The sequence below is a fragment of the Acidocella facilis ATCC 35904 genome (assembly GCF_000687875.1).
In the GTDB taxonomy this organism is placed as follows: Bacteria; Pseudomonadota; Alphaproteobacteria; order Acetobacterales; family Acetobacteraceae; genus Acidocella; species Acidocella facilis.
Map to the genome: position 1 here is coordinate 76,135 of NZ_JHYG01000006.1, position 25,047 is coordinate 101,181.

Sequence of the window (25,047 nt, forward strand, 5' to 3'; positions counted from 1 at the left end):
ACCTTGCCCAAAGAAATGCTCTGGGACGATCAGAGCCTGGACTCACGTCTCGATGCGCTGCGCCGCGGCCGCCCCAGGATCGCCTGGCTGTACGAAAAACGCGATACCAGCACCTTTCGCTATCGCTGTTTCAACCCGGCCGCCACTTTGGAAAAAATGCGCCCGGATATTGGCGCGGCCTGGTTCGAGCGGCAGGATATTCCGGTCCTGATCAAGGAGCTGTCCGGGATCGACGTGCTTGTCATCTGCCGGTTCCGCTACGACGCCGCGTTGGCGCGGCTGATTGTCGCGGCGAACGGTGCGGGTACGAGATTGCTGTTCGACTGCGACGATATGGTGTTCGACATCAACCAGGTCCATCTGGTGCTGGATACGCTGGACCAGCCGACCGATGCCGAAGTGCATTGGGATTTCTGGTTCGCCTATTTTGGCCGCATGGCGGCGACGGCACGTTTGTGTGAAGCTGCGATCACCACGAACGCGTTTCTGGCGGCGCGCATTTCGCAAGCGTTTCCGCATCTGCCGGTGCACATCGTTCCCAATTATTTCGCGCCCGATCAGGAAGAGGTCTCGCGCGCCTTGCTGGCGGCCAAGTGCAAGCGCGGGTTTCACGGAACCGGTGACATCACCATCGGATATTTCAGCGGCACGCCGACGCACAACAAGGATTTCGCCATCGCCATCCCTGCTTTGGTGCGCCTGATGGCTGAAAACAGCACGGTGCGGCTGCGCATCGTAGGCTTTCCTCCGCCCTCGGAGGCGTTGCAGCCCTTCATGGATCGTGTCGAAATCGTGCCGTTGCAGGACCCGTTGAACCTGCAACGCGTCATCGCCGAGGTGGAAATCAACATCGCCCCGCTGCAGGATAATCTGTTCACCAACTGCAAAAGTGAGCTGAAATTCTTCGAAGCGGCGGCGGTCGGCACATGGACCATCGCCACCCCGACACTGCCCTTCCGGCAGGCGATCCAGGATGGCGTGACCGGGCGCCTGGCGCGGGCCCATGAATGGGATTTCGCGCTTGCGGAAGCCATCGAGCTTGTCAGCAAGCCCGAAGCCTACTCGGAGATCGCGGAAAAGGCGGCCAGCGACGTGTATGATCGCTATGGCTCGGAGCGTCAGGTCGACAAAATTCTCGTCGCGGTCGGGTTGGGCTGACGCTCACGCAAGGCCCCGCGCCCGTAGCACTCCGGCGACCTCAACGCGGGCGCTGCCCATGCCGCCCGGACCGGCTCATGGCGTTCACAGCTCCGGGGGGATCAGCTCATGCCAGGTGGTGGCGCGCTGAAAGGCCTGGCCGATGCGCAGCACCAGCGCCTCCGCATAGGCCCGCCCGCAAATCTGGATCGAGAGCGGCAGCCCGTCGCCGCTCATCCCGCTCGGCAGGGCCAGGGCGCAGCCGCCGAAGAGATTGATCGGCCGGGTCAAGATGCTCGGCCCGCCGCTTTCATCGACATCGGCCAGCGGAATCGCCGGGTGCGGGGTGGTCGGCAGGATCAGCGCCTCCACCGGCTCGATCGCCGCCAGATATGCCTCGGTCAGTTCCTGCCGGCGCCAGACCAGCTGCAGATACTCCTTCACCGATATGCGGCCGGAGAGAATGCGCGCGCGCGTGGCCGGGCCCATCGGGCTGTCCGGGTCCTCCGCCAGATCGCCATGCGCGCCATAGGCCTCCCCGGCCAGGATCTGCGACAAGCCGGCCAGCTCCGCCAGCGTCTGCGGCAGTTTCACGGTGATGATCTTCGCCCCCAGCCGGGCGAAGCTGAGTAGCGCGTCCTCGTAGGCGGCCACCATGTCGGCTTCGACCGCGCAGCCGCAATCGCCCAGATCGATCCGGCCCAGCCGCAGATCGCGCACCCCCAGATGCAGGCTGACGGCCGGATCATCCGCCGGCAGGCCCAGCGTCGCCGGATCCTGCGGATCCGGGCCGCGCATGGCGAGATACATCAGCATCGCATCCTCGACGCTGCGCGCCATCGGGCCGGGCGTATCCAGCGAGGGCGAGAGCATTTCCACCCCCTGCGTGCTGATCCGCCCATAGCTCACCTTCAGCCCGGTGATGCCGTTGAAGGCGGCGGGGATTCTGACTGAGCCGCCAGTATCCGTGCCCACCGCCAGCGGCAGCATCCGCGCCGCCACCGCCACGCCGGAGCCGGAAGAGGAGCCGCCCGGCGTGTAATGACCCTGCGGCTTCCAGGGGTTTTTCGGGGTGCCGAGATGATGGTTGGTGCCCCAGGCGCCGAAGGCGAATTCCACACTGTGCAGCTTGCCGAGCGAGATGGCGCCCGCCGCCATCAGCTTCTGCGCCAGCGTGGCGGTATAGGGCGCGCGCCGGTGCAGATGGATCTTCGATCCCGCCGTCCAGATCTTGCCTTGCACCGCCACGAGGTCTTTCAACCCCACCGGCACGCCATGCAGCGGCCCGAGATCACATCCCGCCCGCAGCGCCTTGTGCGCGGCCTGCGCCGCCAGCAGCGCTTCGGTTTCATGCAGCTCGATGAAGGCCTGCAGATGCCCATCCAGCGCCTTGATCCGCGCCAGGCAGCTCTGCACCGCCTCCACGGGGGACAGGCTGCGCGCGCGATAGGCCGCTGCCAGTTCGGTGGCGGTCAGCAAATAAGGGTCTTTCATGCCATCCTCTTCAGCCTGTCAGCTTCACGATGTCGCTTACATATGCCGCAGCCAGACCGGCCAGTCGGGATGGTAGATCTGGGTGCGGGCGCGACGATATTTCCAGGTGCCGTATTTGTGAAAATCGAAATCGAGCGTCGAGACCGCTTCCTGCACCATCGCCCAGCTCGCCCATTTAATGTCGGCCAGCCCCTTCAGCACATTCACCCGCGCCTGCGCGGCGCGGTCCAGCCGGCCGAAATAGGCTTCGATCATCTCCTGCTCGATCTCCACCGGGAAGGCCATTTCCGTGAACCACAGCGCCAGCTCATAGGCGCGTTCATTGTTGGTGGCGTATTCGAAATCGACCAGCAGCAGCTCATCCGCCGCGTTGATCATGAAATTCCCGGCCAGCGTGTCGTTCATGCACGGCACCAGATCCATCCCGGCGGCCTGCAAGGCGTCCTGTGCGTCCGCCACGCAGCGGCGCATCTGCGCGATATCCTCGGGCAGCCGCGCGCCCACCTGGGCGATCTGCGCCAGATGCTCATCGATCGCCTCGAACACCGTCTTGGTGAGGGACAGGCGGGGGGAATCATTGAAGGCGCGCAAGGCCCGCACCGCGTTATGGCGAACCGTTCCGCGCATGAAATCCAGGTTGGAGCTGGCCCGGTAGCCATGCGCGAAGGCGAAGATCTCCACCCCCTCCGCCGGCAGAAACTCGACCACCTCGACCCCGACGCCGCAGCCATGCGCCAGCCTGCTGGCTTCGTTGGAGGCCTCGCGGCTGACGAACATCTCCGTGCCGCGCCCTGGCACTTTCAGAAAAAAAGCCTGACCCGCCGCATCGGCGACGCGCCAATTATGGTTGCTGATGCCGCCCGCCACCGGCCGGTAGCGCATCGTCTGGCCGCGCCAGGCGTCAACCTGGGCCAGCACCGCCTCGATGCGGTGCTCGTCCTCGGTGCTGGCCTCGCCTGTCTGTTTCCACATCACCAGCACCTCATACCGTCCGCAGCCAGAGCTCAAAATCCCGCATTGTCATCGTGGTGCGGGCCTGGAACAGCCGCCAGGTGCCGTATTTCCAGAACTCGATGCCCTCGCGTGGCGCGGTCACGGCGCGGGTGAGCCCCCAGAGCCCCCACATCAGATCATCCACCGCCCCGTAAAGCCGGCAGCGGGCAAACAGCGCCTCGTCACAGCGCCCGGCATAGGCTTCGATGGCGGCGCGACGCGGCGCGTCGAAATCGCAAACCTCGTTGAGCAGCGCGCCGACATCGTACCAAGGGTCGTTATCGCCGCCGATATCGAAATCCACCAGCATCACCTGGCTGCCGTTCAGCATGATGTTCGAGGCGGCGGCATGGTTATGGCAGAAGCGAAGATCCATGCCCGACGCGATCAGCGCCTGCTGGATCAGCGCGGCCTGGCGCAGCAGCGGCGCGGTTTCCGCCGGCAGGGGCACCTGCGCCGCCTCGGCCTGGGCCTGCAGCTGCGCGATCCGGGTGAACGGGCAGAAGCGCCGCCCCAGATTGTCGCCCTCATGCAGGCGTTTTTTGGCGGCGAGCACGGCGGCAAGCGTGGCGGGGGGCTGCAGATCGCCGGTGCGGGCATAGCGCCAGGGCGGGGCGAGATAGGCAAAGCCGAGCAGACCCGGCCGCGCCAGCACCAGGTCCGGCGCCACCCCGGCCCGCGCCGCCAGGCGGGCGGCGGCGCCATCCGTATCCAGCAGATCATCCTGCATGTCCAGGTGCGCCAGCTTCAGGAATAGCGGCGCCGCGCCGTCCGGCTGGGCCAGCACGCAGGCGGAGGCCACCGCCCGGTGCAGCGGCGAGGCCACCGGGGCCGCCGCCGGCTGCAGGCTGATCTCGCGTCCCGGGAACAAGGGCGCCAGCCGCGCCCGCAGATCCGCTGTTTCTGCCATGCCCATCTCCGCCGCGCTCATGCGCGCAACGCCAATGCCGCTTCCGGCACCGCCTTCGCGTGGCACAGCCCGGAGGCCGCGCGCAGCGCCACCTCGAACCCGGCCGCGAGATCCGGGGCGGCGGTGTCCTCCGCCTCGTTATGGGTGATGCCGCCAATGCTGGGCACGAACATCAACCCCACCGGGCAGATCGAGAGCAGGCTCAGCGCGTCATGCCCGGCCACCGTGCTCATCTCCAGCCATTCCAGCCGCGCCGCCTGGGCGCAGGCCCGCACCAGCGCGGCGGGGCCCTCCGGCAGGCGCTGCACCGGGCGTTGCGCCCGCGCCGCAACCTCGTAGCCCACCCCGGCCTGGGCGGCGGCGGCCCGCAGCGCCGCTTCCGCCGCCGTCACCGCCTGCTCCAGAATCTCATTGCTGCGGGCCCGCACTTCCACCGCCAGGCTGACCCGTGCCGGCACCACATTGGCGGAATTCGGCTCCACCAGCAGCCGGGCGACGGCGGTGTGAACCTCCCCCGGCCAGCGCTCCGCCACCGCGCGAATGCCGGCGATGGCATAGGCCGCGCCGAGCAGCGCATCGCGCCGCCGGGCCATCGGGGTCGGGCCGGTATGGGCCTGCTCGCCCAGAAACAGCGCCTCCAGCTTCAGCGCGCTCCAATTGCCGGTGACGATGCCGATGCGCGCCTTCGCCTCCTCAAGCACGCTGCCCTGCTCGATATGCAGCTCCAGATAGCAGGCCGGGGCAGGGGGCGGCAGATCGGTGCCGAGAGACCCGATCGCGCCCAGCGCCGCGCCCAGGCTCACCCCCTGATCGTCACAGCGCGACAGCGCATAATCCGGGGTGAAGCTGCCGGCATAGGTGCCGCTGCCCAGCAGGCTCGGCCGGAACCGCGCGCCTTCCTCATTGGTCCAGTTCACCGCGATGAAATCGGCGTTGAAGCCCGCCCCTTGCCGGCGCGCCTGCAGCAGCGCCTCGCCGACGCACAAGGCGGTGGCGACGCCCAGCGTGCCATCGAACCGGCCGGCGCGCATCTGGGTGTCCAGATGCGAGCCCATCATCACCGCCGGTGCCGCGCCCTGCGCCAGGGGGAACAACGCGAACTGGTTGCCGACCTCATCAATCGTCACCCGCGCCCCCGCCGCCAGCGCGACGCTGCGGAACAGCGCGCGCGCCTGGCCATCCTCGGGCGAGCCGCAAAGCCGCGTCACCCCGCCCGCCGCGGTCGCGCCGATGGCCGCAAACCGGTCCAGCAGCGCCAGCAGGGCCGAGGCGTCAGGGTGTGGCGATGAGCTCGATGTCATGCTGTTTGAAAACTTCCATGAAAGCGGGCGGCGGCGGCCGGTCGGTGACGATGGTCAGCGCCTCGTGCAGCCCGAATGTGTGAAGATTGGCCTGGCGGCCGAATTTGCTGGAATCGACCAGGATCACGCCGCGCCGCGCCTGGTTTTTGAGTGCCCGGCGCAGCACGGATTCATGCTCCTCGTAATCCATCCAGCCATGGTTGATGTCGACGGTGCTGATCCCCATGAAGGCGATATCGAAATAAAACCGTCTGGCGTAATCCACGGTCTCGTACCCGACCAGCGCATTGTCCTTGGGCCGCAAGGTGCCCGGGGTGAGATTGACCCGCCCCGGCCCATCGCCCAGCAGCAGCGCCACATTGATCGAGTTGGTGGTGACATTGATGCTGCGCCCGGCCAGCACCCGCGCCAGGGCCAGCGTGCTGGTGCCGCTATCGATGAAGATCGACATGCCATCGCGCACCAGCTTCTGCGCCAGATGCCCCACCCGGGCCTTTTCCCGGGCGTTGAGCTTGCCGCGTTCCAGCAGCGGCCGGTCCTGGTCCAGCCGGGGCAGGACCGCGCCGCCATAGATGCGCCGCAGCAGCCCCTGCTCCTCCAGCAGCTTCATGTCCCGCCGGATGGTCTCCTCGGACACGCTCAGCACCGTGGCGATGCCGGCAACCTCCACCCGCCCCGCCTGATGCAGCGCGGCCATGATTTCCTGGTGGCGATGATGGGTCAGCATCCTGGTCCTCCCGTTTCGCCTTTGTACCGGCGTTCTGGGCTGGCTTTACACGGAAAGCACCGGCGCGCGGCGATGTTTCGTCGCCTGCTCATAATCATGCGCCAGGGCCAGCAGCTCGGCTTCGCTCCAGGGTTGGCCGACAAACACCAGATTGAACGGCGCCCCGGAGGCGTAATAGCCGGCGGGGAGGGTCACCACCGGCATTCCGGCAATGTTGATCTCGCACACGGTGGTCTCGTTGATCACCCCGTCGCTGTGCAGCTTCGGCAGCTCGTCACGCATCTGCGGGAAGACCAGCGCGTCCAGCTTATGCCGCGCGAACACCTCGGCGACGACTTCGAGATAGGCCTCCTTGGCGCTGAGGAAATCATGCAGCGGCGGCGGCAGGGTCGGGTTTTCCAGCGAGAAGGCGGTCTCCGCGAGATAGCTCATATAGGCCATCACCCCGCCTTCGGCATACGGGTCTTCCGCCTTGGTCAGCGCCGCCAGGCTCTTGTAATCCCGGATCGCGGCGCTGGGGCCGAGCCGGCGCAGATACAGCTCCATGTCATACGGGCAGCATTCCATGCCACGCGCATCGAACTGGTATTTGTCGGAAATCGGCTTGCTGATGGCGGCGAAGCCGGTGCCGGCGAACGGGTCGTCCAGCAGCTCCGCGCCGCGCGCCGCCAGCTCCTGCTGGGCGCGGGCGTAAAGGCTGGTGCATTCCGGCGAAAGCGGGCTGGCGCGCCAGCCCGGGCCATACAGCCCGATCCGCTTGCCCCGCAGCGCGGTCTCGCTCAGCTTCGCGGCATAGCCGCCCTTCGGCAGCTTGCCGATGGCGGCGACGGTTTTCGGATCTTCAGAGCAATAGCCAGCAATGACATCCAGCGTCAGCGCCGCGTCGCGCACCGTGCGGCCGATCGGGCCGACGACATCGCGGGTGGAGCCGGCCAGCGGCACCACGCCGCTATTGGGCACCAGCGCGAAGGTCGGCTTGATGCCGACCAGCCCCTGCGCCGAGGCGGGGTTCTGGATCGAGCCGCCGGTTTCCTCGGCCAGGCCGAGCACGGCCAGGCTGGCGGCCACCGCCGTCGCGGTGCCGGCGGTGCTGCCGCCGGGCATGTAGTCGGGTGCCGCGGCATTCAGCGTCGGGCCGGCCCAGCTATTGCTGGCATGGGTGCCGGTGGCGGAGAGGATGGGCACGTTGGTCTTGCCGAGAATGACGCAGCCGGCTTCCTTCATCCGCGCCACCACCGGTGAATCGGTCTCCGGGATCAGGTCCACCCCGCCCGCCCGGGCGGAGAGGAAATGCCAGCCCGCCGTGGTCGGCAGGCCCTGCATGTCCATCGTATCCTTCACCACCACCGGCACCCCGGCCAGCGGGCCGAGCGCCTCGCCGGCGGCGCGCCGCCGGTCGATCGCGCGGGCCTCCTCCAGCGCCTCGGGGTTCATGGTGATGATGGCGTTATAGCGCGGATTATAGGTTTCGATGCGCCGCAGAAACGCATGGGTCAGCGCTTCGGCGGTGACGCCGCGCGCAAAGGCGGCGGCGGCGTCTTCCAGCGTCATCTCGATCAGCGTCTCGTCGCTGAGGGTCGCGTCCATGGTGGCTGACATGCCTCTGTTCCTTTCCGTTTTTTTCAGGCCATGCCGGAGAATTCGGCGATGACATTGGCATCACCGATGGACTCCGGAGGAATTTCGCCGGTGATCATGCCCTTCTGCAAAATCAGGATGCGCTCCGCGCAGGCCTGGATGAAGCTCAGCTTCTGCTCGACCAGCAGCATCGCGAAGGGGCGGCGGCGGCGCAGCGTGTGCAGCGTCTCCGCCATTTCCTCGATGATCGAGGGCTGGATGCCTTCGGTCGGCTCATCCAGCAGGATCAGGCTTGGGCTGGCGCACAGGCAGCGGGCCAGCGCCAGCAATTGCTGCTCGCCGCCGGAGAGCGCGCCACCCGGGCGGTCCAGCAAGCGGCGCAGCCGCGGGAAATCCTCAAGGATATCCTCGATCACCCGCGCCTCCTCGCCCTTGGCGAGAAGGCAGCCCATGCGCAGATTATCCATCACCGAGAGGGCCGGGAAAATCTCGCGCCCCTGCGGCACATAGCCGAGCCCGGCCTTGGCGCGCGCGGTGGTGGAGAGGTTGGTGATGTCCTTGCCCTGAAAGCTCACCTTGCCGCCGGTGGCGGGCAGATAACCCATCAAGCTGCGCAGCAGCGTGGATTTGCCCATGCCGTTATGGCCGAGAATGCCAACGAAGCTGTTCGCCTCCACCGCCAGCCCGATGCCGCCCAGAATCGGCACCCGGCCATAGCCGGCGCGCAGACCCGAAACCTCAAGAACCGCGCTCATGCCGCCGCCTTTCCGATATAGACATCGCGCACACGCTGGTCCGCCAGCACCGCGTCGACATGATCCTCCATCAGCACCTTGCCCTGATTGAACACGGTCACCGTCTGCGCGATCATGCGGATGAACTGCATGTCGTGCTCGACAACCACCAGCGCCTGGGTGCGGTTGATCTCCTTGATCAGCTCGGCGGTGCGCTCGACCTCCTCATGCGTCATCCCCGCCGCCGGCTCGTCGAGCAGGATCAGGTCCGGCTCCTGCGCCAGCACGGTGGCGATTTCGACCCATTGCCGCTGGCCATGGGCGAGCTGCCCGACCTGGCGGCGGGCGACAGGCTCCAGCCGCAACCGGGCGAGGGTTTTTTCCACCATCGCCTTGGCCATTGCGGCACTGCGCCCGCGCTGGGCCGCGACAAGGACATTCTCATACGCGGTGAGGCCGTTGAAGACGTTGGGGATCTGCGTCTTGATGCCAACACCCAGCCGGGCGATCTGGTTGGGCAGCAGCCCGGTCACATCCTGGCCGCGCAGCTTGATCCTGCCTTCGGTCGGGTTCAGCTGGCCGGTGAGGGTTTTGAAAAAGGTGCTCTTGCCGGCACCGTTCGGGCCGATCAGGCAGCGCAGCTCGACCTCGCCTAGCACCAGGCTGACATCATCGACGGCGGTGACGCCGCCAAAGCGCATCGTCACGTTGCGGGCCTCGAGCAGCGGCACGATCTCGCTCATGGGCTGGTCTCCTGGATCCGCGCCGCCTTGGCGCCGCGCCGGATGAAAAGCTGCATGGCCTTGTCGCGGATCACCGGCACCACCCCCTGCGGCACCAGCAGCACGAAGGCGACGAGGACGACGCCCAGCCCGAGATTGGGATCGACCTTATGCTGCGTGCCGGCCAGGTTCATCACATATTGCAGCCCGACCCCGCCCAGGATCGGCCCGATCAGCGTGCCCAGCCCGCCGACCAGCACGAAGATGATTACCTCCGCCGACATCGCCAGCCCGAAGATGGTCGGGCTGATGAAGCCGCCCCAATTATCATAGATGCAGCCCGCCAGCCCGGCGATCGCGGCGGAGATGGTGAAGCTCAGCAGCTTGTAGAGCCGCGCATCATAGCCCAGCAGCATCGCGCGGGTTTCGTTTTCACGAATGGCGACCACGACCCGCCCGAAGCGGCTGGCCAGGGCCAGGCGCAAAAGCGCATAGACGATGATCAGCAGCGCCATCGAGACATACCAGATGCCGGTCGGGCTCAGCACGTTGGAGACATCGCCCGGCATGTTCAGCGTTGGCACCGAGGGGATGCCGTTGAACCCGCCCAGCTCCGCCTGGCCGATATGATATTGCGCGCCGGAGGTGGAGTTGATCAGCTGGAACAGGATCACGCTGACGGTGAGGGTGATGACGCCGATATAGGCATCCGAAATCCGCCCGTAGAACATGAAATAGCCAAGCAGCAGCGCGAAGATTGCCGGCACCGCGACCCCCGCCAGCATCCCCCAGCTGGTGTCGCCGAGATTGATCGCGGTGATCGCGTAGGCATAGGCGCCCAACCCCAGAAAGCTGGCCTGGCCAAAGCACATGATGCCGCCAAAGCCCCAGAGAAAGCCCTGGCTCAGCGCATACATCGCCATGGCGACGAACACGGTCATCTGCACGATGCCGAACAGGCTGACGATCTGCGGCACCGCGAACAGCACGACGAGACCGGCGATGAGAACGGCGATGAAGCCCGCCCAGGCTGAATTGAATTTCATAGGCTGTTCCGAAAGAAGCGGCCGGTGATGCCCTGCGGCAGAATACGGATCATGATCACCGCGAAGACCAGCAGGGAGACCGTGCCCAGGACGGGATTGGCGACGAAGGAGACGATCTGGTTGATCGCGCCGAAGATCACCGAGGCGATGCCGGTGCCGGCGATGATCGCCGGGCCGCCGCCCAGCACGGTGATGAAGGCGTTGGCGATGTAGGCCGCGCCCATGTTCGGGGAAATGCCTGAGATCGGCGCCAGCACGCCGCCGGCCAGCCCCGCCAGTGCGGCGCCCAGCGTGAAGGTGGCCATGTAGACGATGGAGGGGCTGATGCCGAGGGCCGCCGCCATGCGCGGATTCTGCATCGCCGCGCGCAGGATCAGCCCGAATTTGGTCAGCCGCAGCAGCGCATACAGCCCGACCAGGCAGGCGATGGCGACCAGGATGATGACAAAGCTATAGAGGCTGGCGCCGTAGCGGCCGATATTGAACCCGCCCAGCGGCGCGGTGACGCCACGCACCACATTGCCATAGATGGTCGAGCTGATGCCGATCAGCCCGAGGCTGACGCCCCAGGTGGCGAGCATCATGTCCATCATGCGGCCATAGAGAAAGCGGATGAGGGCGCGTTCCAGCACCAGCCCGACCAGCCCCACCACGAGCGGCGGCAGCACCAGCATGGCGATCCAGATATTCACCCCCGCCCCCACCGCGCTCACCGTGGTATAGGCGCCGAGCATCATGAATTCGCCATGGGCGAGATTGATGATCCGCATCATCCCGTAGATCACGCCAAGCCCCAGCGTGATCAGCACGAATGTCGCGATGCCGCTCAGAACGTTAAAGGCCAGAAGCCCGGTCAGGTCCATCGCCCGCCCTCCTTCGCTTGCGTTGCCCCCGGGACCGCGCGGTCCCGGGGTAGGCTGTGAGTGTCGCGCTTACAGGCTCGGCGTGAACTGCTTGGCCATGCGCGGGTTCTTGATCAGATCGCATTGGGTGCCGGTATCGGTCGGCGTCTGGTTCGGGAAGGTCGCCATGATGTCCCATTTGCGATCGACCGGCTTGGCCAGGTAGGCGGTGCGGATGGTGGCGTGCAGCTGCGGGTCCAGCGTCACATGCCCGGCCGGGCTGTCGATCGAGATGCCGCTTTCCAGCGCCTTGATCACCTTGGCACGGTCCACCGAACCGGCCTTCTTCACCCCTTCCGCCCAGAGCATGATGCCGTCATAGGTGGCGCTGTCCAGCTCGGAGAGATCCTTGCTGCTGCCAGGGAATTTCGCGTCCATCCCCTTCAGGAAGGCGGCGTTCTGCGGGTTGTCGAGATCGTTGTAATAGCCAAAGCTGGTGACGATGCCGTTGGTGGTGGAGGTATCCATGCTCACCAGCTCGTCGCCGAGGCCAAATACCGAGGAGCCGAGCGGGATCTTGCTCTTCATCCCGGCGGCGTCCCACTGCCGGTAGAAGCCGGAATGGTTGGCGCCGACCAAGGCGGAGAAGACGAAATCCGGGTTCGCCTGCTCGATGCGGCTGATCGCGGAGGCGAAATTGGTGACATCGAGCGGGAAGAAATCGGTGGCGACGGCGCTGGCGCCGCCATCCTTCAGATATTTCTGCACCCACTGCGCGGTGATGTGGCCGTAATTATAATCGGCGGCGATGATGTAGCATTTCTTGCCCCAGTTCTTCAGGGCGTAATCCACCACATGGCTCACCGTCTGCGAGGGAGTGGTGCCGGTGCAGAAGACATTATGGTCGCAGACGCCGCCTTCATACTGGGTGTTGTAGAAATACAGCGTCTTGAAACGGTCGAGCGTCGGGCGGATGGCCTCGCGCGAGGCGGAGGTGATGCCGCCCTGCACCACGTCCACCTTGTCCTGCAGCACCAGCTGCTGGGCATATTGCGAGTAGAGCTGCATGGAGGACTGGGTGTCGTAGCTGATCAGCTGGATCGGCCGGCCCAGCAGGCCGCCGGCCTTGTTCAGCACATCCACGGCATATTGCGTGGTCTGCGTCATGCGGCTGCCTTCGAGGCCGATGGTGCCGGTGGAATCCAGCAGGCTGCCAAGCTTGATCGGGGTCTCCGCCAGCGCGTTGCGGGCATAGAACGGCATCGCCAGCACGCCGGCGGCGCCGGCCCCCAGCTTCAAGGCATTGCGTCGGCTAACGGTCTTTGTCTTCATGAAAGGCTCTCCTTGATCCGCATGAGCCGGAATGCCCGACCCGCCTGATGGGAGAGCTGTTGCAAAGCCAATGCCAAAGAATCCACAAACCGGGCAAATCAGTCATTTCAAGCGCTTTGCCGGCGCGCTGTTTCAGGGCTGCCGCCCCTGTGGGCGGGTATGGTCGAAAACCCACTTCATTTGCCTAATTCGAAATCAGGTCAGGTTTTTGTCTGCATAGCGTTTCGGCTACCAAATGCCGGGGGCGCGCAAGCTGCTGGCATTTGGCCAACCACATCATCCGGCTCTAAGCTCGCGCCCGGAAGGTGAGGAGACAAAGAGATGGCATCCTATCGTATCGCATTGATCCCTGGAGACGGGATTGGCGGCCCGGTGATCGCGGCGGCCTGGGCGGTGCTGCAGGCGGCGGCGAAGGCGGAGGGCTTCACCCTGGCGGCGGAGAGCTTCCCCTGGTCCTGCGCCTATTATCTTGAAACCGGCCGGATGATGCCGGAAGATGGGATCGAGAGTCTGCGCGGCTTCGATGCGATCCTGCTGGGCGCCGTTGGCTGGCCGCAAACCGTGCCGGATTCGGTCTCCCTGCACGGGCTGCTGCTGCCGATCCGCAAGGCCTTCGTGCAATATGCTAATATCCGCCCGCATAGGCTGCTGCCGGGGGTGCAAGGGCCGCTGCGCGCCGAAACCTTCGATATTCTCTGCATCCGCGAGAACACCGAGGGTGAATATGCCGGCGCCGGCGGGCGGGTGCATCAGGGCAGCGCGCATGAGGTGGCGGTGGAAACCTCGATCTTCACCCGCGCCGGGGTGGAACGCATCCTGCGCTTCGGCTTCGAGCAGGCCCGCGCCCGGCGCGGCAAGCTCGCCTCCGTCACCAAATCCAACGCGCAGAAATACAGCATGGTGTTCTGGGACGAGATCACCGATCTGCTGGCGGCGGACTACCCGGATGTCGAGGTGACGCGGTATCATATCGACGCGATGGCGGCGCGGATGGTGATGGCGCCGGAGAGCCTGGATGTGGTCGTCGCCTCCAACCTGTTCGGCGATATCCTCACCGATCTGGGGGCGGCGATTCAGGGCGGGCTGGGCTTCGCCGCCTCCGCCAATATCGACCCGACGCGCACCTCGCCCTCGATGTTCGAGCCGGTCCACGGCTCGGCGCCGGATATCGCGGCACTGGGCATCGCCAACCCGATCGCCTCGATCTGGTCCGGGGCGATGATGCTGGAGCATCTGGGTGAGCCGGCGGCGGCGAAGCGGGTGATGCGGGCGGTGGAGGCGGTGACGGCACGTGGCATCGGCACCCGGCCGGGGCAGGACAAGACCGATGCGATCACCGCCGCCATTCTCAGCGCGGTGGGGTGAGGGTTCGCGCCATTTCCGCCGGCGGGACGCCCGCGTGATCCGCGATGAACAGCTCGGCGCAGATCAGCACCGGATTCAGCCCCTTCGCCGGCCGGCCCCGGTGCAGCCGCCCCGCCACATCGACCAGCACGATCCCGATCTCCGCGACACCCGCCCCCTCCGGCCCCGGACGGATCTCGCCTTCCAGCACCAAAAGCTCGGTCGGCTGCGCCGGGATCTCCCGGCCATCCGCGAACTTAACCCCGATCAGGCTGCCAATCCCGCTCAAAACCCGTCCTTGCCGGAGCCCGTGGCGCTGGCAGATCGTCTCGATGGCGCTGATGAAATCCTCATTCGGGCCGATTTGCGCGACGATCAGCCCGCCGGCCGCGCCATGGCCTGGCGCCGCTTCTGGCCGGAACAAGGTGAAATTGGTCTCAGGGTCGAAGCGCGCCTGCAGGCTCACCTCGCCGGTGCCGGTAAGGCGGGCCTGCAGCGGTGCCGCCAGGCGGGCCTCATTTGGCAGAATATGCCCGGCCAGCTCCCGCCCCGCCGCATCGCGCCAGAGCGCGTGGCAATGCAGAAAGGCCGCGCCATCCTTGCAGCCGAAACTCGCCGTCGCCGCCTCCAGCCGCACTGGGCCTTCAGGAGCGTGCGTGGCGCTGTAATAGGCCACGTGCCGGTCGGTTTCGGCATAGGCCGGCAGCACAAAGCGCATCGGCTCCAGCACCGCGCCCTGCAGCGTGACCGCACCGGCGGTGATGCCATGGCGCGCCGCCTGCGCGCCGACAGCCTCGGCCAGGGTCAGGCCCGGTTGCAGGCTGATATCGAAAACCCGTTGCGCGCATCGAAAACTTTCAAGCCGCGTCGGGCGCGCTGTCCCAGGCTGGCGCAGGCATTTGCTCAGCCCCTCGGGCAGCAGGCCCTGCATGGATGCGCTCACTGATGATCCTTCCCGAACTCGTGCTTAACGTGTAACGACCGCGCGGCTTGGCGTGAGGCTACGCGCCGGGGCAGGTGCCATCAAGCACGCACCGCGCCGCCGCGCCAAGCTATTGAACAAGGCGCTCTTTCCGGCCTAGCTTGGGGCGGCTGGGCCGGGGCGCAGACGGGGTGTGGGAGGACAGATGAAGGGCCGCGGACGGTGTTTGGCGATCGCCTTGATGGGGATGACCCTCGCGCAGCCCGCCTGGGCCGATGCGCCGCAGGATCTCCGCTTGCTTGCCGAACGCGGCAACACGGTGGCGCAAACCCTGCTCGGGCTGGATGAGCTGACCGGCCAGGACATGCCGAAAAACGAGGCCCAGGGGCTGCTCTGGCTGCGCCGCGCCGCCCGCCAGAACAACAAGCAGGCGCAATATTATCTCGGCCTGGCCTATGATCGCGGCCAGGGCGTGAAGACCGACCCGCGCGAAGCCGTCTCCTGGTACGAAAAGGCCGCCGCGCAGAATTTCGCCCCGGCGCAGAATAATCTGGGGTTTCACTACAAGGACGGGCGCGGCGTGAAGCGCGACCCGGCCCGCGCCGCGCGCTGGTTCGAGAAAGCCGCCGCCCTGGGCGACCAGGCCGGGCAGACCAATCTTGCGCAGCTCTATGATACCGGGGTGGGGGTGCGCCGCGACCCCGCGAAGGCGGTGGAATGGTACGCCAAGGCCGCCGCCCAGGGCGATGCGGTGGCGCAGAGCCGGCTCGGCACCCATTACCGCACCGGCGACGGCGTGCCGCGCGATGCCGCGCTGGCGGCGCAATGGTACCGCAAGGCCGCTGATCAGGGCGATGCCTATACCCAGGACCAGCTGGGCACGCTCTATGCCACCGGCGAGGGCGTGCCCAAGGATGATGCCGAGGCCGCGAGCTGGTTCGCCAAGGCGGCGGCGCAGGGCGAGGTGGATGCCGAGAAGCAGCTGGGCGGGCTCTATAGCAGCGGCCAGGGCGTCAGCCAGGATCCCGCCGAGGCGGCCTATTGGTACGAGAAAGCCGCCGCCCAGGGCGATGAAGTGGCGCAGACCGATCTGGCGGTGATGTACGATGCCGGGCGCGGCGTGAAGCAGGATTACGGCAAGGCCGCCTATTGGTCGCGGAAGGCGGCGCAGGCGGGTGATCCGGTGGCGCAGACCAATCTCGCCATCCTGTATTATTACGGCCGTGGCGTCCCCCGGGATGCCGGGCAGGCCGCCAGCTGGTTCGCCAAGGCGGCCCGCCAGGGCGCGGCCGAGGCGCAGTTGAGCCTGGGGCTGCTTTACCAGAATGGCGAAGGGGTGAATGTCGATTTCACCAAGGCCTATGTGTGGCTGGCGCTGGCCGCCGCGCATGGCGAGGCGGAGGCGGCCACTGCCCGCGATGCCCTGGCCGCGCGCATGGCGCCCGCCGCGCTCGCCGCCGCGCAGGCCCAGGCAGCGGCGGGGCAGCTGCCCGCCGGACCGTAGCGCTGCTGAATCTGGCCGCCGGCGGCAGAGCGAGATGGGTTGACACCCCCTCGCTCTGCCTATGTTTTGGCGAGCAATTTCATGTATTTATCTTGACGCTGTCGCGTCAACCTCAACACATATTGCTCTATACAACAGGGCCCGGAATTGAATACACACTCATTGCATGAACGCGCCGTAATGATGGCGTAACCCGCTTGCCGCCGGATGCGCCGGAAAAGGTCGAACGATGATGGTTGATGGACGTACCGCGCGGCTTCTTGCCCCCCTGGCTTTGGCGCTGGGCCTGCTCGGGGGCGCCGCGCGGGCACAACCGGCGGTGCCCGCCGCCCCCGCCCAAGCCGCGCCGCTGCCGCCGCTGAACGCCGCCGCCGCCCGCGCCCTGGGCGATGCCTATTATGCCGGCACCGGCCTGCCGCAGAGCTTCGCCAATGCCGCCTTCTGGTATGGCCGCGCCGCGAAGCTGGGGGATGTGGCGGCGCAGGACCGGCTCGCCCGCATGTATGCGGTTGGCCAGGGCGTGCCGAAGGATGAGGCCGCCGCCGCCTACTGGTTCGCCAAGGCCGCGGCCCAGGGCGATGCCGGCGCAGCGCTGGCGCTGGGCAATGCCTATGCGCAAGGGATCGGCGTGCCGCGCGACGATGCCAAGGCCAGCCATTGGTATGAACAAGCCGCCGATGCCGGCGATGCCCAGGCGCAGGCGGCGCTGGGGCAATATTACGCCGCCGGCCAGGGCGTGCCGCATGACGATGCCAAGGCGCAAAGCTATTTCGCCGCCGCTGCCGCCCAGGGTGACGCGCAGGCCGAATATCGGCTGGGCGAGGATTACGCCCAGGGGCGCGGCGTCACCCAGGATCAGCGCCTGGCCGCGCAATGGTTGGCCAAGGCCGCCGCGCAAAATCTCGCCGCCGCGCAGAACGCGCTGGGCGATGCCTACGCCGCCGGGGCCGGTGTGGCCCGCAGCCCGGCCCAGGCGGTCTATTGGTGGCGGCGCGCCGCCACGCAGGGCAACCAGGCGGCGCAGACCAGCCTGGGCCAGGCCTATCTGAACGGCGAAGGCGTGCCCAAGGATGCGCAGACCTCGGTGTACTGGACGATGCTGGCGGTGAGCCCGCACCCCGCCGCCCCGCCCGCATCCACCATTCCGCTGCCCGCGCCCGCCTCCGCGCCCCTCCCGCTGCCGCCGCCGGCGCATGCGCGGGCCAGAGCCTATCATCGCCCGCCGCACCCGCGCGCGCGCAAGCTCCATGTCGCAAAGCCGGCGCGCCCGGCGCCGCACCCGCAAAAGCCTGCGGCGGCCGCCAAGCACCCCGCCGCGCCGTCCCATCCCGCCAAGCCGACAGCATCGGCGCCGACCCCGAAGCCGTCCCCGGCGCCGCATGAGGCCGTCAGCAAGCCCGTGCAGCAGGAGGCGCCGCACCCGTCCCCGGCCCCTGCCATCCCGCCCGCCCCGGTTCACCCTGAAGCGGCGCAACCCACCCCTCTCACTCCGCCCCCGGCTCCGGTGCCGCCGATGCCTGCGCCGGCCGCCCCCGCTCAGCCGGCCCCGGCCACATCCAGCCCGCCGCCGGCCGCCGCGTCGCCCCAGCTGCCCTCGCCAGCCCTGCAGCTTCCCGCCGCGACCAAGACCGAATTCCAGCCCAGCTCGGGGCCGTAACCCCTCCGGCGGCCCCGAATCCCGGACTCGAGAGCGAGATGGGTTTACACCCACGCGCTCTACTCATGTTTTAGCGAGCAATTTCATGCGTTCAGGGTGACGCTGCCGCGTCAACCTCAACGCATATTGCTCTAACAGGCGAACGGCGCGGCCAGCGCCGCGCGCCGCTTTGGCAGGAAAGTTGCTGAGCCAGAGCGCATGGACCGCGCCTCGCCATGAAAATCCTGCTCGCCGATTCCAACGCGGCCCGTCGTGAGGCACTCTCTGCCCAGTTCACCCGGCTCGATGCCGCATTTTCCATCATCGCCCTGGCCACTGACGCCTCGTTGCTGGCCGAGGTGGAGCGGCTGCGCCCGGATGTGGTGCTGGTGGACATGGCAAGGCCGGATCGCGACATGCTGGATTCCCTGCCCGCCCAGGGCGGCACCCCTCCGGTGGTGATGTTCCTGGACGGTTCCGACCCCGCCTTCATGCAGGAGGCGATCAGCGCCGGCGTCAGCTCCTATCACGGCCAGGATGTGGCGCCGGACGCCGCCAAGCTGGTGATGCGCCTCGCCGTCGCCTTCTTTCAGCGCAACCAGCAGGCGACGGCGAAATTGCAGGAGGTGGAGGAACAGGCGGAGCAGCGCCGCGCCATCGACGCCGCCAAGCGCCTGCTGATGAAGGAGGAGCGCATGAGCGAGCCGGCGGCGCATCGCTTCCTGCAACGCCGCGCCATGGACCAGCAGAAACGCCTGGCGGAGGTCGCGGCGGATTATTTGGCCGCACAGACGCGGCAAGGGCAGAAACCATGAATGATGTGATCCGTCTCGGCCTGCTGCGGCTCTGCGACGCCGCCCCGGTGATCCTCGCCGCGCATGAGGGGCTGTTCGCCGCTGCCGGGCTCAACGTGGCACTGTCGGTCGAGCCCTCCTGGGCGAATATCGCCGACAAGCTCGCCTTCAACCTGCTGGATGGGGCGGTGATGCTGGCGCCGCTGGCGCTGGCCTGCGCCGGCGGGCTGCGCGGGGCGAAGATTGATCTCGCGGTGCCGATGAGCCTGTCCAGCAACGGCAACGCGATCACCCTGGCGGCGTCCGCGCAAAGCGCCTTCGCGGCGGGCGGCATCGAGGCGGTGGCGGCGGCGAAGCGGCCGCGCCTGGCGGTGGTGCACGGGTTTTCCTCGCATGACCTGCTGCTGCGCCATTGGCTCGCGGGGCAGGGCGTGATGCCGGAACGCGATGTCGACATCACCGTGCTGCCGCCGGCGGAAATGGTCGGCGCGCTCGCCGCCGGCGCCATTGACGGATTCTGCGCCGGCGCGCCCTGGGGGCTGGTGGCGGCAAAGGCGGGGCTGGGCTTCACCGCCGCCCTCAGCCGCGACATCTGGCCCGACCATCCGGAAAAATGCCTGGCCCTGCGCGCCGATTTCGCCAATGCCGAGGCGGCGCGGCTGGACGCACTGCTGCGCGTGCTGCTGCACGCCCAGCGCCTCTGCGCCGCGCCGGACGGCCGCCAGGCCCTCAGCCAGCTGCTGGCCCGGCCGGAATATCTGGACCTTCCGGCGCCGCTGCTGCTGGCGGCGCTGGACCCGGCGCAAGGCGGCCCCGCTTTCACCGCCCCTTACCCGGCCCCGGCTTACGGCCAATGGTATGCGCGGCAAATGCAGCTCTGGGGCCGCGCCCCCGCCGGGCTGGAGGCGCTGGCCGCGCAGCTCTACCGCCCGGACCTGTTCCTGCGCGCCGGCGGCGAGGCGCGCGACATCGCGGAACCGCCTGCGAATGCCAATTTTGATTAAAAAATCGGCTGATAGAATTTTTTATTACCATGATTTGCTGAAATAAAATCAAATCTCGTTTCAGGCGTGCATTTTTAATCAAAATCCCGATTGAATCCCGGCGCGCCATTCTGGTCTAACAGCTCATGCGGCGCGTTGCCCGCAGGCCGCCCGGTCAAAGAGGATCGGGCAGGCGGATGGGGTTGCCCCCGTTCATTCTACTCGCGGGCCAAGGGCGGCCAGCGTGCGGCGATTTCAAAGCGCTGCCTCGAGGTTTCCAATGTCTCAAGCCCAGAGCAAGAGCTTTCTGCAATCCGGCCATACCCCCACGCTGCTGGCCGCCTTTCTCTATTTCGATCTCAGCTTCATGTGCTGGGTGCTGCTGGGGCCGCTTGGCATCCAGATTGCCAAGGCCCTGCATCTCGACCCCGCGCATAAGGGCCTGATGGTCGCCACCCCGGTTCTGGCCGGCGCCATCCTGCGGCTGTTCAACGGCGCCATGGCGGACCGCATCGGCGGCAAGAAGGCCGGCATCGTCGCGCAGAGCATCGTCATTCTCGGCCTCGCCGCCGCCTGGTTCTTCGGCATTCCCGGCTTTTCCGCCTTGCTCGGGCTGGGTGTGGTGCTGGGCATGGCCGGCGCCTCCTTCGCCATCGCGCTGCCGCTGGCCTCGCGCTGGTATCCGGTCGAGCATAAGGGCAAGGCGATGGGCATCGCCGGGGCCGGCAATTCCGGCACCGTGCTGGCCGCGCTTTTCGCCCCTGCCCTTGGCTTGGCCTTTGGCTGGACCAACGTCTTTGGCCTCACCGCGATTCTGATGAGCGTGGTGCTGGTGCTGTTCATCCTCCTCGCCAAGGATGCGCCAGGCCAGGGGCCGAAAATCTCGGCGCGCGATTATCTCAGCGTGCTCGGCATGAAGGATACTTACTGGTTCATGCTGTTCTATGGCGTCACCTTCGGCGGGTTCGTCGGGCTGGCCTCCTCGCTGCCGATCTATTTTCACACCCAGTACGCTCTGGCCCCGGTGGATGCCGGCTATGCCAGTGCCGCCTGCGTCTTCGCCGGCTCCATGGTGCGCCCGCTCGGCGGCGCCCTGGCGGACCGCTTCGGCGGCATCAACGCGCTCTCCTTCATGTACCCGATCGCCGCGCTGGCGTTGCTGGCGGTGAGCTTCGGCCTGCCGACCATGCCCATGGCGCTGGCCGGCTTCGTCATCGCCATGCTGGCGCTGGGTATGGGCAATGGCGCGGTGTTCCAGCTGGTACCGGTGCGCTACATCAAGGAGATCGGCGTGATGACCGGCATCGTCGGCTGCGCCGGCGGTATTGGCGGCTTCTACCTCGCCTCCTCGCTCGGCTTCGCCAAGCAATGGACCGGCTCCTACCAGGCGGGATTCCTGATCTTCGCTGGCCTCGCCTTGGTCGCCTTCATCGGCATCAACATCGTCCGCAATGAATGGCGCATCAGCTTCTCCCGCGGCTACGCGGAAGGCTCCGTGCGTATCTGAAGCGCAATTCAAGGAAAGGAGTGACGCGATGGGCAAGGAAAAACTGGTTGTCATCGGCAATGGCATGGCGGGGATGCGCACCGTGGAGGAAATCCTGGCGCGTGATCCCGGCAAATATGAAATCACCGTGTTCGGCGCCGAGCCGGAGCCGAATTACGATCGCATCATGCTCTCCCCGCTGCTGGCGGGCGAGAAGAGCTTCGCGCAGATCGTCATCAATCCGCTCGACTGGTACGCGCAGAACAAGATCGAGCTGATCGCCGGCGAGCATGTGGACTGGATCGACCGTGCGCGGAAAACCGTGCGCGGCGCCAACGGCACCACGCGCGCCTATGATAAATTGCTGCTGGCCACAGGCTCCAATCCCTTCACCTTGCCGTTGCCCGGCGTGGGCCGCCCCGGCGTGATGACCTTCCGCTCCAAGGCGGATGTGGAGGAGATGCTGGCCATCGCCGCCCCCGGCAAGAAGGCTGTGGTCATTGGCGGCGGGCTGCTCGGTTTGGAAGCGGCGCACGGGCTCAATCTGCGCGGCATGAAGGTTGCCATCGTGCATCTGATGCCGACGCTGATGGAACGCCAGCTCGATGCCTCGGCCGCGCATCTGCTCGAACAGAAACTCAGCCAGCGCGGCATGCGCATCTTCACCAGCGCCAATACCGAAGCCTTTGACGGCGAGGGCGAGGACGGCCCGGTGAGCGCCGTGCTGTTGAAGGACGGCACGCGCATCGAGGCGGATCTGGTGGTGATGGCGGTGGGCATTCGCCCCAATGCCGGGCTTGGCCGTGCCGTCGGCCTCGCCTGCGATCGCGGCATCAAGGTCGATGCGTCCTTGCGCACATCGGATGAAAACATCTTCGCCATCGGCGAATGCGTGGAGTTCGACAAACAATGTTTCGGCCTGGTCGCGCCGATCTGGGAGATGGCGAAAATCGCCGCCGATCATCTCACCGGCGTGGCGCAGACCGCATTCATGCCCATCGCCACCGGCACGCGGCTGAAAGTCTCCGGCATCGAGATGTTCTCCGCCGGCGAGTTCCTGGGCGATGCCAGCACCGAGGATGTGGTGCTGCGCGACGCCGCGCGCGGCATTTATAAACGCCTGGTGCTGCGCGGGGATAAGCTCGTCGGCGTGGTCTGCTTCGGCGATGCCTCGGATGCCAGCTGGTATTTCCAACTGCTGAAGGATGGCGTCGATCTCGGCGATTTGCGCGAAACCGTGATCTACGGCCCGCGCGCCGCCGCCGGCGACCCGCTGGAGAGCCTGGCTTTGCTGGGCGATGACGCGGAGATCTGCGGCTGCAACGGGGTGAAGAAAGGCAGCATCGTCAACGCCATCGAGAGCGGCTGCGGCTCTCTGGACGAGGTACGCGCCTGCACCAAGGCCTCGGCCTCCTGCGGTTCCTGCACCGGGCTGGTGGAAGGGCTGCTGAAGCTCACCCTCGGCGCGGATTTCAAACCCGCCAGTGTCAAGCCGATGTGCAAATGCACCGCGTATGGACATGACGAGGTCCGCCACCGCATTCGCGGCCAGGAGCTGAAAACCATCCCGGCCGTGATGCAGGCGCTGGAATGGACCACGCCCGATGGCTGCGCCGCCTGCCGCCCGGCGCTGAATTTCTACCTGCTCTGCGAATGGCCTGGCGAATATCAGGATGATCAGCAATCGCGCTTCGTCAATGAGCGCATGCACGCCAACATCCAGAAGGACGGCACCTACTCCGTCATCCCGCGCATGTGGGGCGGTGTCACCTCCGCCGCCGAGCTGCGCGCCATCGCCGATGTCTGCGATAAATTCGCCATCCCGACGGTGAAGATCACCGGCGGCCAGCGCGTCGATATGCTGGGGGTGAAGAAGGAAGACCTGCCCGCCGTCTGGGCGGATCTCAACGCCGCCGGCATGGTCTCCGGTCATGCCTACGGCAAGGCGCTGCGCACGGTGAAAACCTGTGTCGGCTCGGAATGGTGCCGCTTCGGCACGCAGGATTCCACCGCCATGGGGATCGCGCTGGAGAAAATGACCTGGGGCTCCTGGCACCCGCATAAGGTCAAGCTCGCGGTTTCCGGCTGCCCGCGCAATTGCGCGGAGGCGACGATCAAGGATTACGGCGTCGTCGCCACCGAAGCGGGGTGGGATCTGCATGTCGGCGGCAATGGCGGCATCAAGGTGCGCGCCACCGAGCTGCTCTGCAAGGTCACCACCGAGGCGGAGGTTCTGGAATATTGCGGCGCCTTCCTGCAACTCTACCGCCAGGAAGCCCGCTATCTGGAACGCACCGCCCCCTGGATCGAGCGGGTCGGGCTGAAATATGTGCAGGAACGCATCGTGGACGATGCGCAAAACCGTGCCGCGCTCTACGAGAAATTCCTCTACGCGCAGAGATTCGCGCAGATCGACCCCTGGGCGCAGGAAGCCGCCACCAACCAAACCTCTTATCAGCCGCTGGCGGAGCTGGTCTAATGGATATGAACATTCCCCTCTTCACCGATGTCGGCGCGCTGACCGAGATTCCGCGCCTGGGCGCGCGCTGCGTGAAAACCGCCTTCGGCGACATCGCGATCTTCCGCACCAATGACGACCGCGTCTTCGCCCTGCGCGACCAATGCCCGCACAAGCAGGGGCCGCTCAGCCAGGGCATCGTGCACGGCAGCTCCGTCACCTGCCCGCTGCATGGCTGGGTAATCTCGCTGGAAACCGGTGCGGCGCAGGGGCCGGATAGCGGCTGCACCAACCGCTTTCAGGTGAAGCTGGAGGATGGGCGGATCCTGCTGGCGGTGACGCCATGAGCCGGGTGGTGCTGGTCGGGGCCGGGCCGGGCGATCCGGATCTGCTCACCGTGAAAACCCTGCGCCTGCTGCAAACAGCCAGCGTGGTGCTGCATGATTCATTGGTCAGTGACGAGATCCTGGCGCTGGCTCACCCGCGGGCGCGGCTGATCGATGTCGGCAAACGCTGCTTTCGCCATTCCGCCACCCAGGCGGAAATCTGCGCCCTGCTGATACGTGAGGCGCGGGCAACTGCCGGTATCGTGCTGCGCCTGAAAGGGGGTGATCCGATGATCTTCGGCCGCGCCACCGAGGAGATGGCGGCGCTGGAGGATGCCGGCATCGAATATGAGATCATCCCCGGCATCACCGCCGCCCTGGCGGCCGCCGCCACGCTGCAACGCTCGCTCACCCAGCGCATGGTCTCGCGCGCGGTGCATTTCGTCGCCGGCCACACCGCGGAGGGCGATATCCCGGCGCATGATTTCGCCGGGCTGGCGCAGCGCGGCGGCACGCTCGCCCTCTATATGGGCGCGCAAACTCTGGGTGGCTTCGCGGCGCATCTGCTGGAGGCGGGGCTGGACCCGGCCACCCCGGCCTTGGCGATCGAAAACGTCTCCCGCCCGGATGAGCGCGTCCTCGCCGCCAGCATCGGCACGCTGCCGGCGCGGCTGCGCGCGGAAGCGGGGGAGGGGCCGGTGCTGATCCTGATCGGCGAGGCGATGGCCGGGCGCGTGCCGGTGCGCCTGCCTCTGGCCGCCTGCGTCTGAGGGCTGGC

The 25,047-nt window shown here is 66.8% G+C and carries 22 protein-coding genes; 10 read left to right on the forward strand and 12 right to left on the reverse strand.

The window, feature by feature from the left end; genetic code table 11:
* The first annotated feature begins 3 nt into the window (after positions 1-3).
* Complete coding sequence (locus T331_RS0109410) at positions 4-1,158, forward strand: glycosyltransferase (protein ID WP_026439824.1); 1,155 nt, start codon at positions 4-6, stop codon at positions 1,156-1,158.
* Between the two features lie 84 nt (positions 1,159-1,242).
* Here the strand turns inward: T331_RS0109410 and T331_RS0109415 are convergent, their stop codons facing one another.
* From T331_RS0109415 to T331_RS0109465, 11 genes are all read right to left on the reverse strand, one after another.
* Complete coding sequence (locus T331_RS0109415) at positions 1,243-2,631, reverse strand: amidase (protein ID WP_026439825.1); 1,389 nt, start codon at positions 2,629-2,631, stop codon at positions 1,243-1,245.
* Between the two features lie 36 nt (positions 2,632-2,667).
* Positions 2,668-3,603 (reverse strand): choline kinase family protein, encoded by a 936-nt coding sequence (locus T331_RS0109420; protein WP_035179848.1) that lies wholly within the window; start codon positions 3,601-3,603, stop codon positions 2,668-2,670.
* Positions 3,604-3,613: 10 nt separating this feature from the next.
* Positions 3,614-4,534 (reverse strand): phosphotransferase family protein, encoded by a 921-nt coding sequence (locus tag T331_RS0109425; protein WP_244876929.1) that lies wholly within the window; start codon positions 4,532-4,534, stop codon positions 3,614-3,616.
* Between the two features lie 17 nt (positions 4,535-4,551).
* A complete protein-coding gene (locus tag T331_RS0109430) occupies positions 4,552-5,835 on the reverse strand; it encodes a M20 family metallo-hydrolase (RefSeq protein WP_026439828.1) in 1,284 nt (427 codons plus the stop codon).
* Entirely contained in the window at positions 5,807-6,562 is a 756-nt protein-coding gene (locus T331_RS0109435; protein WP_026439829.1) for a DeoR/GlpR family DNA-binding transcription regulator, read from the reverse strand. The genes T331_RS0109430 and T331_RS0109435 overlap by 29 nt, the downstream gene beginning before the upstream one ends.
* A gap of 45 nt (positions 6,563-6,607) precedes the next feature.
* Positions 6,608-8,161 (reverse strand): amidase, encoded by a 1,554-nt coding sequence (locus T331_RS0109440; RefSeq protein ID WP_026439830.1) that lies wholly within the window; start codon positions 8,159-8,161, stop codon positions 6,608-6,610.
* 23 nt (positions 8,162-8,184) lie between these two features.
* Positions 8,185-8,895, reverse strand: coding sequence for an ABC transporter ATP-binding protein (locus tag T331_RS0109445; RefSeq protein ID WP_026439831.1), 711 nt, complete (start codon positions 8,893-8,895; stop codon positions 8,185-8,187).
* Positions 8,892-9,617: an ATP-binding cassette domain-containing protein gene (locus T331_RS0109450; RefSeq protein WP_008495445.1), complete on the reverse strand. Its 726-nt coding sequence runs from the start codon at positions 9,615-9,617 to the stop codon at positions 8,892-8,894. Before T331_RS0109450 ends, T331_RS0109445 begins: the two co-directional genes overlap by 4 nt.
* Positions 9,614-10,642, reverse strand: a complete 1,029-nt coding sequence (locus T331_RS17950) for a branched-chain amino acid ABC transporter permease (protein WP_051622289.1) — start codon at positions 10,640-10,642, stop codon at positions 9,614-9,616. Before T331_RS17950 ends, T331_RS0109450 begins: the two co-directional genes overlap by 4 nt.
* On the reverse strand, positions 10,639-11,505 hold the full coding sequence (locus T331_RS0109460) for a branched-chain amino acid ABC transporter permease (RefSeq protein ID WP_026439832.1): 867 nt from the start codon (positions 11,503-11,505) through the stop codon (positions 10,639-10,641). The genes T331_RS17950 and T331_RS0109460 overlap by 4 nt, the downstream gene beginning before the upstream one ends.
* A 69-nt stretch (positions 11,506-11,574) precedes the next feature.
* Entirely contained in the window at positions 11,575-12,816 is a 1,242-nt protein-coding gene (locus tag T331_RS0109465; protein ID WP_026439833.1) for an ABC transporter substrate-binding protein, read from the reverse strand.
* 321 nt (positions 12,817-13,137) lie between these two features.
* Between T331_RS0109465 and T331_RS0109470 the strand changes: the two genes are divergently transcribed.
* On the forward strand, positions 13,138-14,181 hold the full coding sequence (locus T331_RS0109470; RefSeq protein ID WP_026439834.1) for a tartrate dehydrogenase: 1,044 nt from the start codon (positions 13,138-13,140) through the stop codon (positions 14,179-14,181).
* On the opposite strand, the gene T331_RS17955 is transcribed toward T331_RS0109470, so the two are convergent.
* The gene (locus T331_RS17955) at positions 14,165-15,103 is read right to left on the reverse strand and encodes a PCC domain-containing protein (RefSeq protein ID WP_155992673.1); all 939 of its coding nucleotides are present in this window, start codon (positions 15,101-15,103) and stop codon (positions 14,165-14,167) included. The two genes, T331_RS0109470 and T331_RS17955, sit on opposite strands and share 17 nt — an antisense overlap.
* 220 nt (positions 15,104-15,323) lie before the next feature.
* On the opposite strand from T331_RS17955, the gene T331_RS17960 reads away from it, so the two are divergent.
* The 8 genes from T331_RS17960 to cobA all read left to right on the forward strand — a co-directional run bounded on the left by T331_RS17960 (position 15,324) and on the right by cobA (position 25,039).
* Positions 15,324-16,586, forward strand: a complete 1,263-nt coding sequence (locus T331_RS17960; RefSeq protein WP_162173898.1) for an SEL1-like repeat protein — start codon at positions 15,324-15,326, stop codon at positions 16,584-16,586.
* Between the two features lie 232 nt (positions 16,587-16,818).
* Positions 16,819-18,243: a tetratricopeptide repeat protein gene (locus tag T331_RS19190; RefSeq protein ID WP_162173899.1), complete on the forward strand. Its 1,425-nt coding sequence runs from the start codon at positions 16,819-16,821 to the stop codon at positions 18,241-18,243.
* Positions 18,244-18,458: 215 nt separating this feature from the next.
* Positions 18,459-19,037, forward strand: coding sequence for an ANTAR domain-containing response regulator (locus tag T331_RS17970; protein ID WP_035179784.1), 579 nt, complete (start codon positions 18,459-18,461; stop codon positions 19,035-19,037).
* Positions 19,034-20,020, forward strand: coding sequence for an ABC transporter substrate-binding protein (locus T331_RS17975; protein WP_051622293.1), 987 nt, complete (start codon positions 19,034-19,036; stop codon positions 20,018-20,020). The genes T331_RS17970 and T331_RS17975 overlap by 4 nt, the downstream gene beginning before the upstream one ends.
* A 259-nt stretch (positions 20,021-20,279) precedes the next feature.
* Positions 20,280-21,506 carry a nitrate/nitrite transporter gene (locus tag T331_RS0109500; RefSeq protein WP_026439835.1) on the forward strand — a complete coding sequence of 409 codons (1,227 nt, stop codon included), beginning with the start codon at positions 20,280-20,282 and terminating at the stop codon, positions 21,504-21,506.
* A 28-nt stretch (positions 21,507-21,534) separates the two neighbouring features.
* Complete coding sequence (gene nirB / locus T331_RS0109505) at positions 21,535-23,964, forward strand: nitrite reductase large subunit NirB (protein ID WP_026439836.1); 2,430 nt, start codon at positions 21,535-21,537, stop codon at positions 23,962-23,964.
* 5 nt (positions 23,965-23,969) lie between these two features.
* Positions 23,970-24,290 (forward strand): nitrite reductase small subunit NirD, encoded by a 321-nt coding sequence (nirD, locus tag T331_RS0109510; RefSeq protein ID WP_456049065.1) that lies wholly within the window; start codon positions 23,970-23,972, stop codon positions 24,288-24,290.
* Positions 24,287-25,039: a uroporphyrinogen-III C-methyltransferase gene (gene cobA / locus T331_RS0109515; RefSeq protein WP_026439838.1), complete on the forward strand. Its 753-nt coding sequence runs from the start codon at positions 24,287-24,289 to the stop codon at positions 25,037-25,039. The genes nirD and cobA overlap by 4 nt, the downstream gene beginning before the upstream one ends.
* Positions 25,040-25,047 lie beyond the last annotated feature (8 nt).

Coding starts and splice junctions, on each gene's coding strand:
- T331_RS0109415 (WP_026439825.1), bottom strand. CDS start 2,631: ATGAAAGACCCTTATTTGCTGACCGCCACCGAACTGGCAGCGGCCTAT.
- T331_RS0109420 (WP_035179848.1), bottom strand. CDS start 3,603: ATGTGGAAACAGACAGGCGAGGCCAGCACCGAGGACGAGCACCGCATC.
- T331_RS0109425 (WP_244876929.1), bottom strand. CDS start 4,534: ATGGCAGAAACAGCGGATCTGCGGGCGCGGCTGGCGCCCTTGTTCCCG.
- T331_RS0109430 (WP_026439828.1), bottom strand. CDS start 5,835: ATGACATCGAGCTCATCGCCACACCCTGACGCCTCGGCCCTGCTGGCG.
- T331_RS0109435 (WP_026439829.1), bottom strand. CDS start 6,562: ATGCTGACCCATCATCGCCACCAGGAAATCATGGCCGCGCTGCATCAG.
- T331_RS0109440 (WP_026439830.1), bottom strand. CDS start 8,161: ATGTCAGCCACCATGGACGCGACCCTCAGCGACGAGACGCTGATCGAG.
- T331_RS0109445 (WP_026439831.1), bottom strand. CDS start 8,895: ATGAGCGCGGTTCTTGAGGTTTCGGGTCTGCGCGCCGGCTATGGCCGG.
- T331_RS0109450 (WP_008495445.1), bottom strand. CDS start 9,617: ATGAGCGAGATCGTGCCGCTGCTCGAGGCCCGCAACGTGACGATGCGC.
- T331_RS17950 (WP_051622289.1), bottom strand. CDS start 10,642: ATGAAATTCAATTCAGCCTGGGCGGGCTTCATCGCCGTTCTCATCGCC.
- T331_RS0109460 (WP_026439832.1), bottom strand. CDS start 11,505: ATGGACCTGACCGGGCTTCTGGCCTTTAACGTTCTGAGCGGCATCGCG.
- T331_RS0109465 (WP_026439833.1), bottom strand. CDS start 12,816: ATGAAGACAAAGACCGTTAGCCGACGCAATGCCTTGAAGCTGGGGGCC.
- T331_RS0109470 (WP_026439834.1), top strand. CDS start 13,138: ATGGCATCCTATCGTATCGCATTGATCCCTGGAGACGGGATTGGCGGC.
- T331_RS17960 (WP_162173898.1), top strand. CDS start 15,324: ATGGGGATGACCCTCGCGCAGCCCGCCTGGGCCGATGCGCCGCAGGAT.
- T331_RS19190 (WP_162173899.1), top strand. CDS start 16,819: ATGGTTGATGGACGTACCGCGCGGCTTCTTGCCCCCCTGGCTTTGGCG.
- T331_RS17970 (WP_035179784.1), top strand. CDS start 18,459: ATGAAAATCCTGCTCGCCGATTCCAACGCGGCCCGTCGTGAGGCACTC.
- T331_RS17975 (WP_051622293.1), top strand. CDS start 19,034: ATGAATGATGTGATCCGTCTCGGCCTGCTGCGGCTCTGCGACGCCGCC.
- T331_RS0109500 (WP_026439835.1), top strand. CDS start 20,280: ATGTCTCAAGCCCAGAGCAAGAGCTTTCTGCAATCCGGCCATACCCCC.
- nirB (WP_026439836.1), top strand. CDS start 21,535: ATGGGCAAGGAAAAACTGGTTGTCATCGGCAATGGCATGGCGGGGATG.
- nirD (WP_456049065.1), top strand. CDS start 23,970: ATGAACATTCCCCTCTTCACCGATGTCGGCGCGCTGACCGAGATTCCG.
- cobA (WP_026439838.1), top strand. CDS start 24,287: ATGAGCCGGGTGGTGCTGGTCGGGGCCGGGCCGGGCGATCCGGATCTG.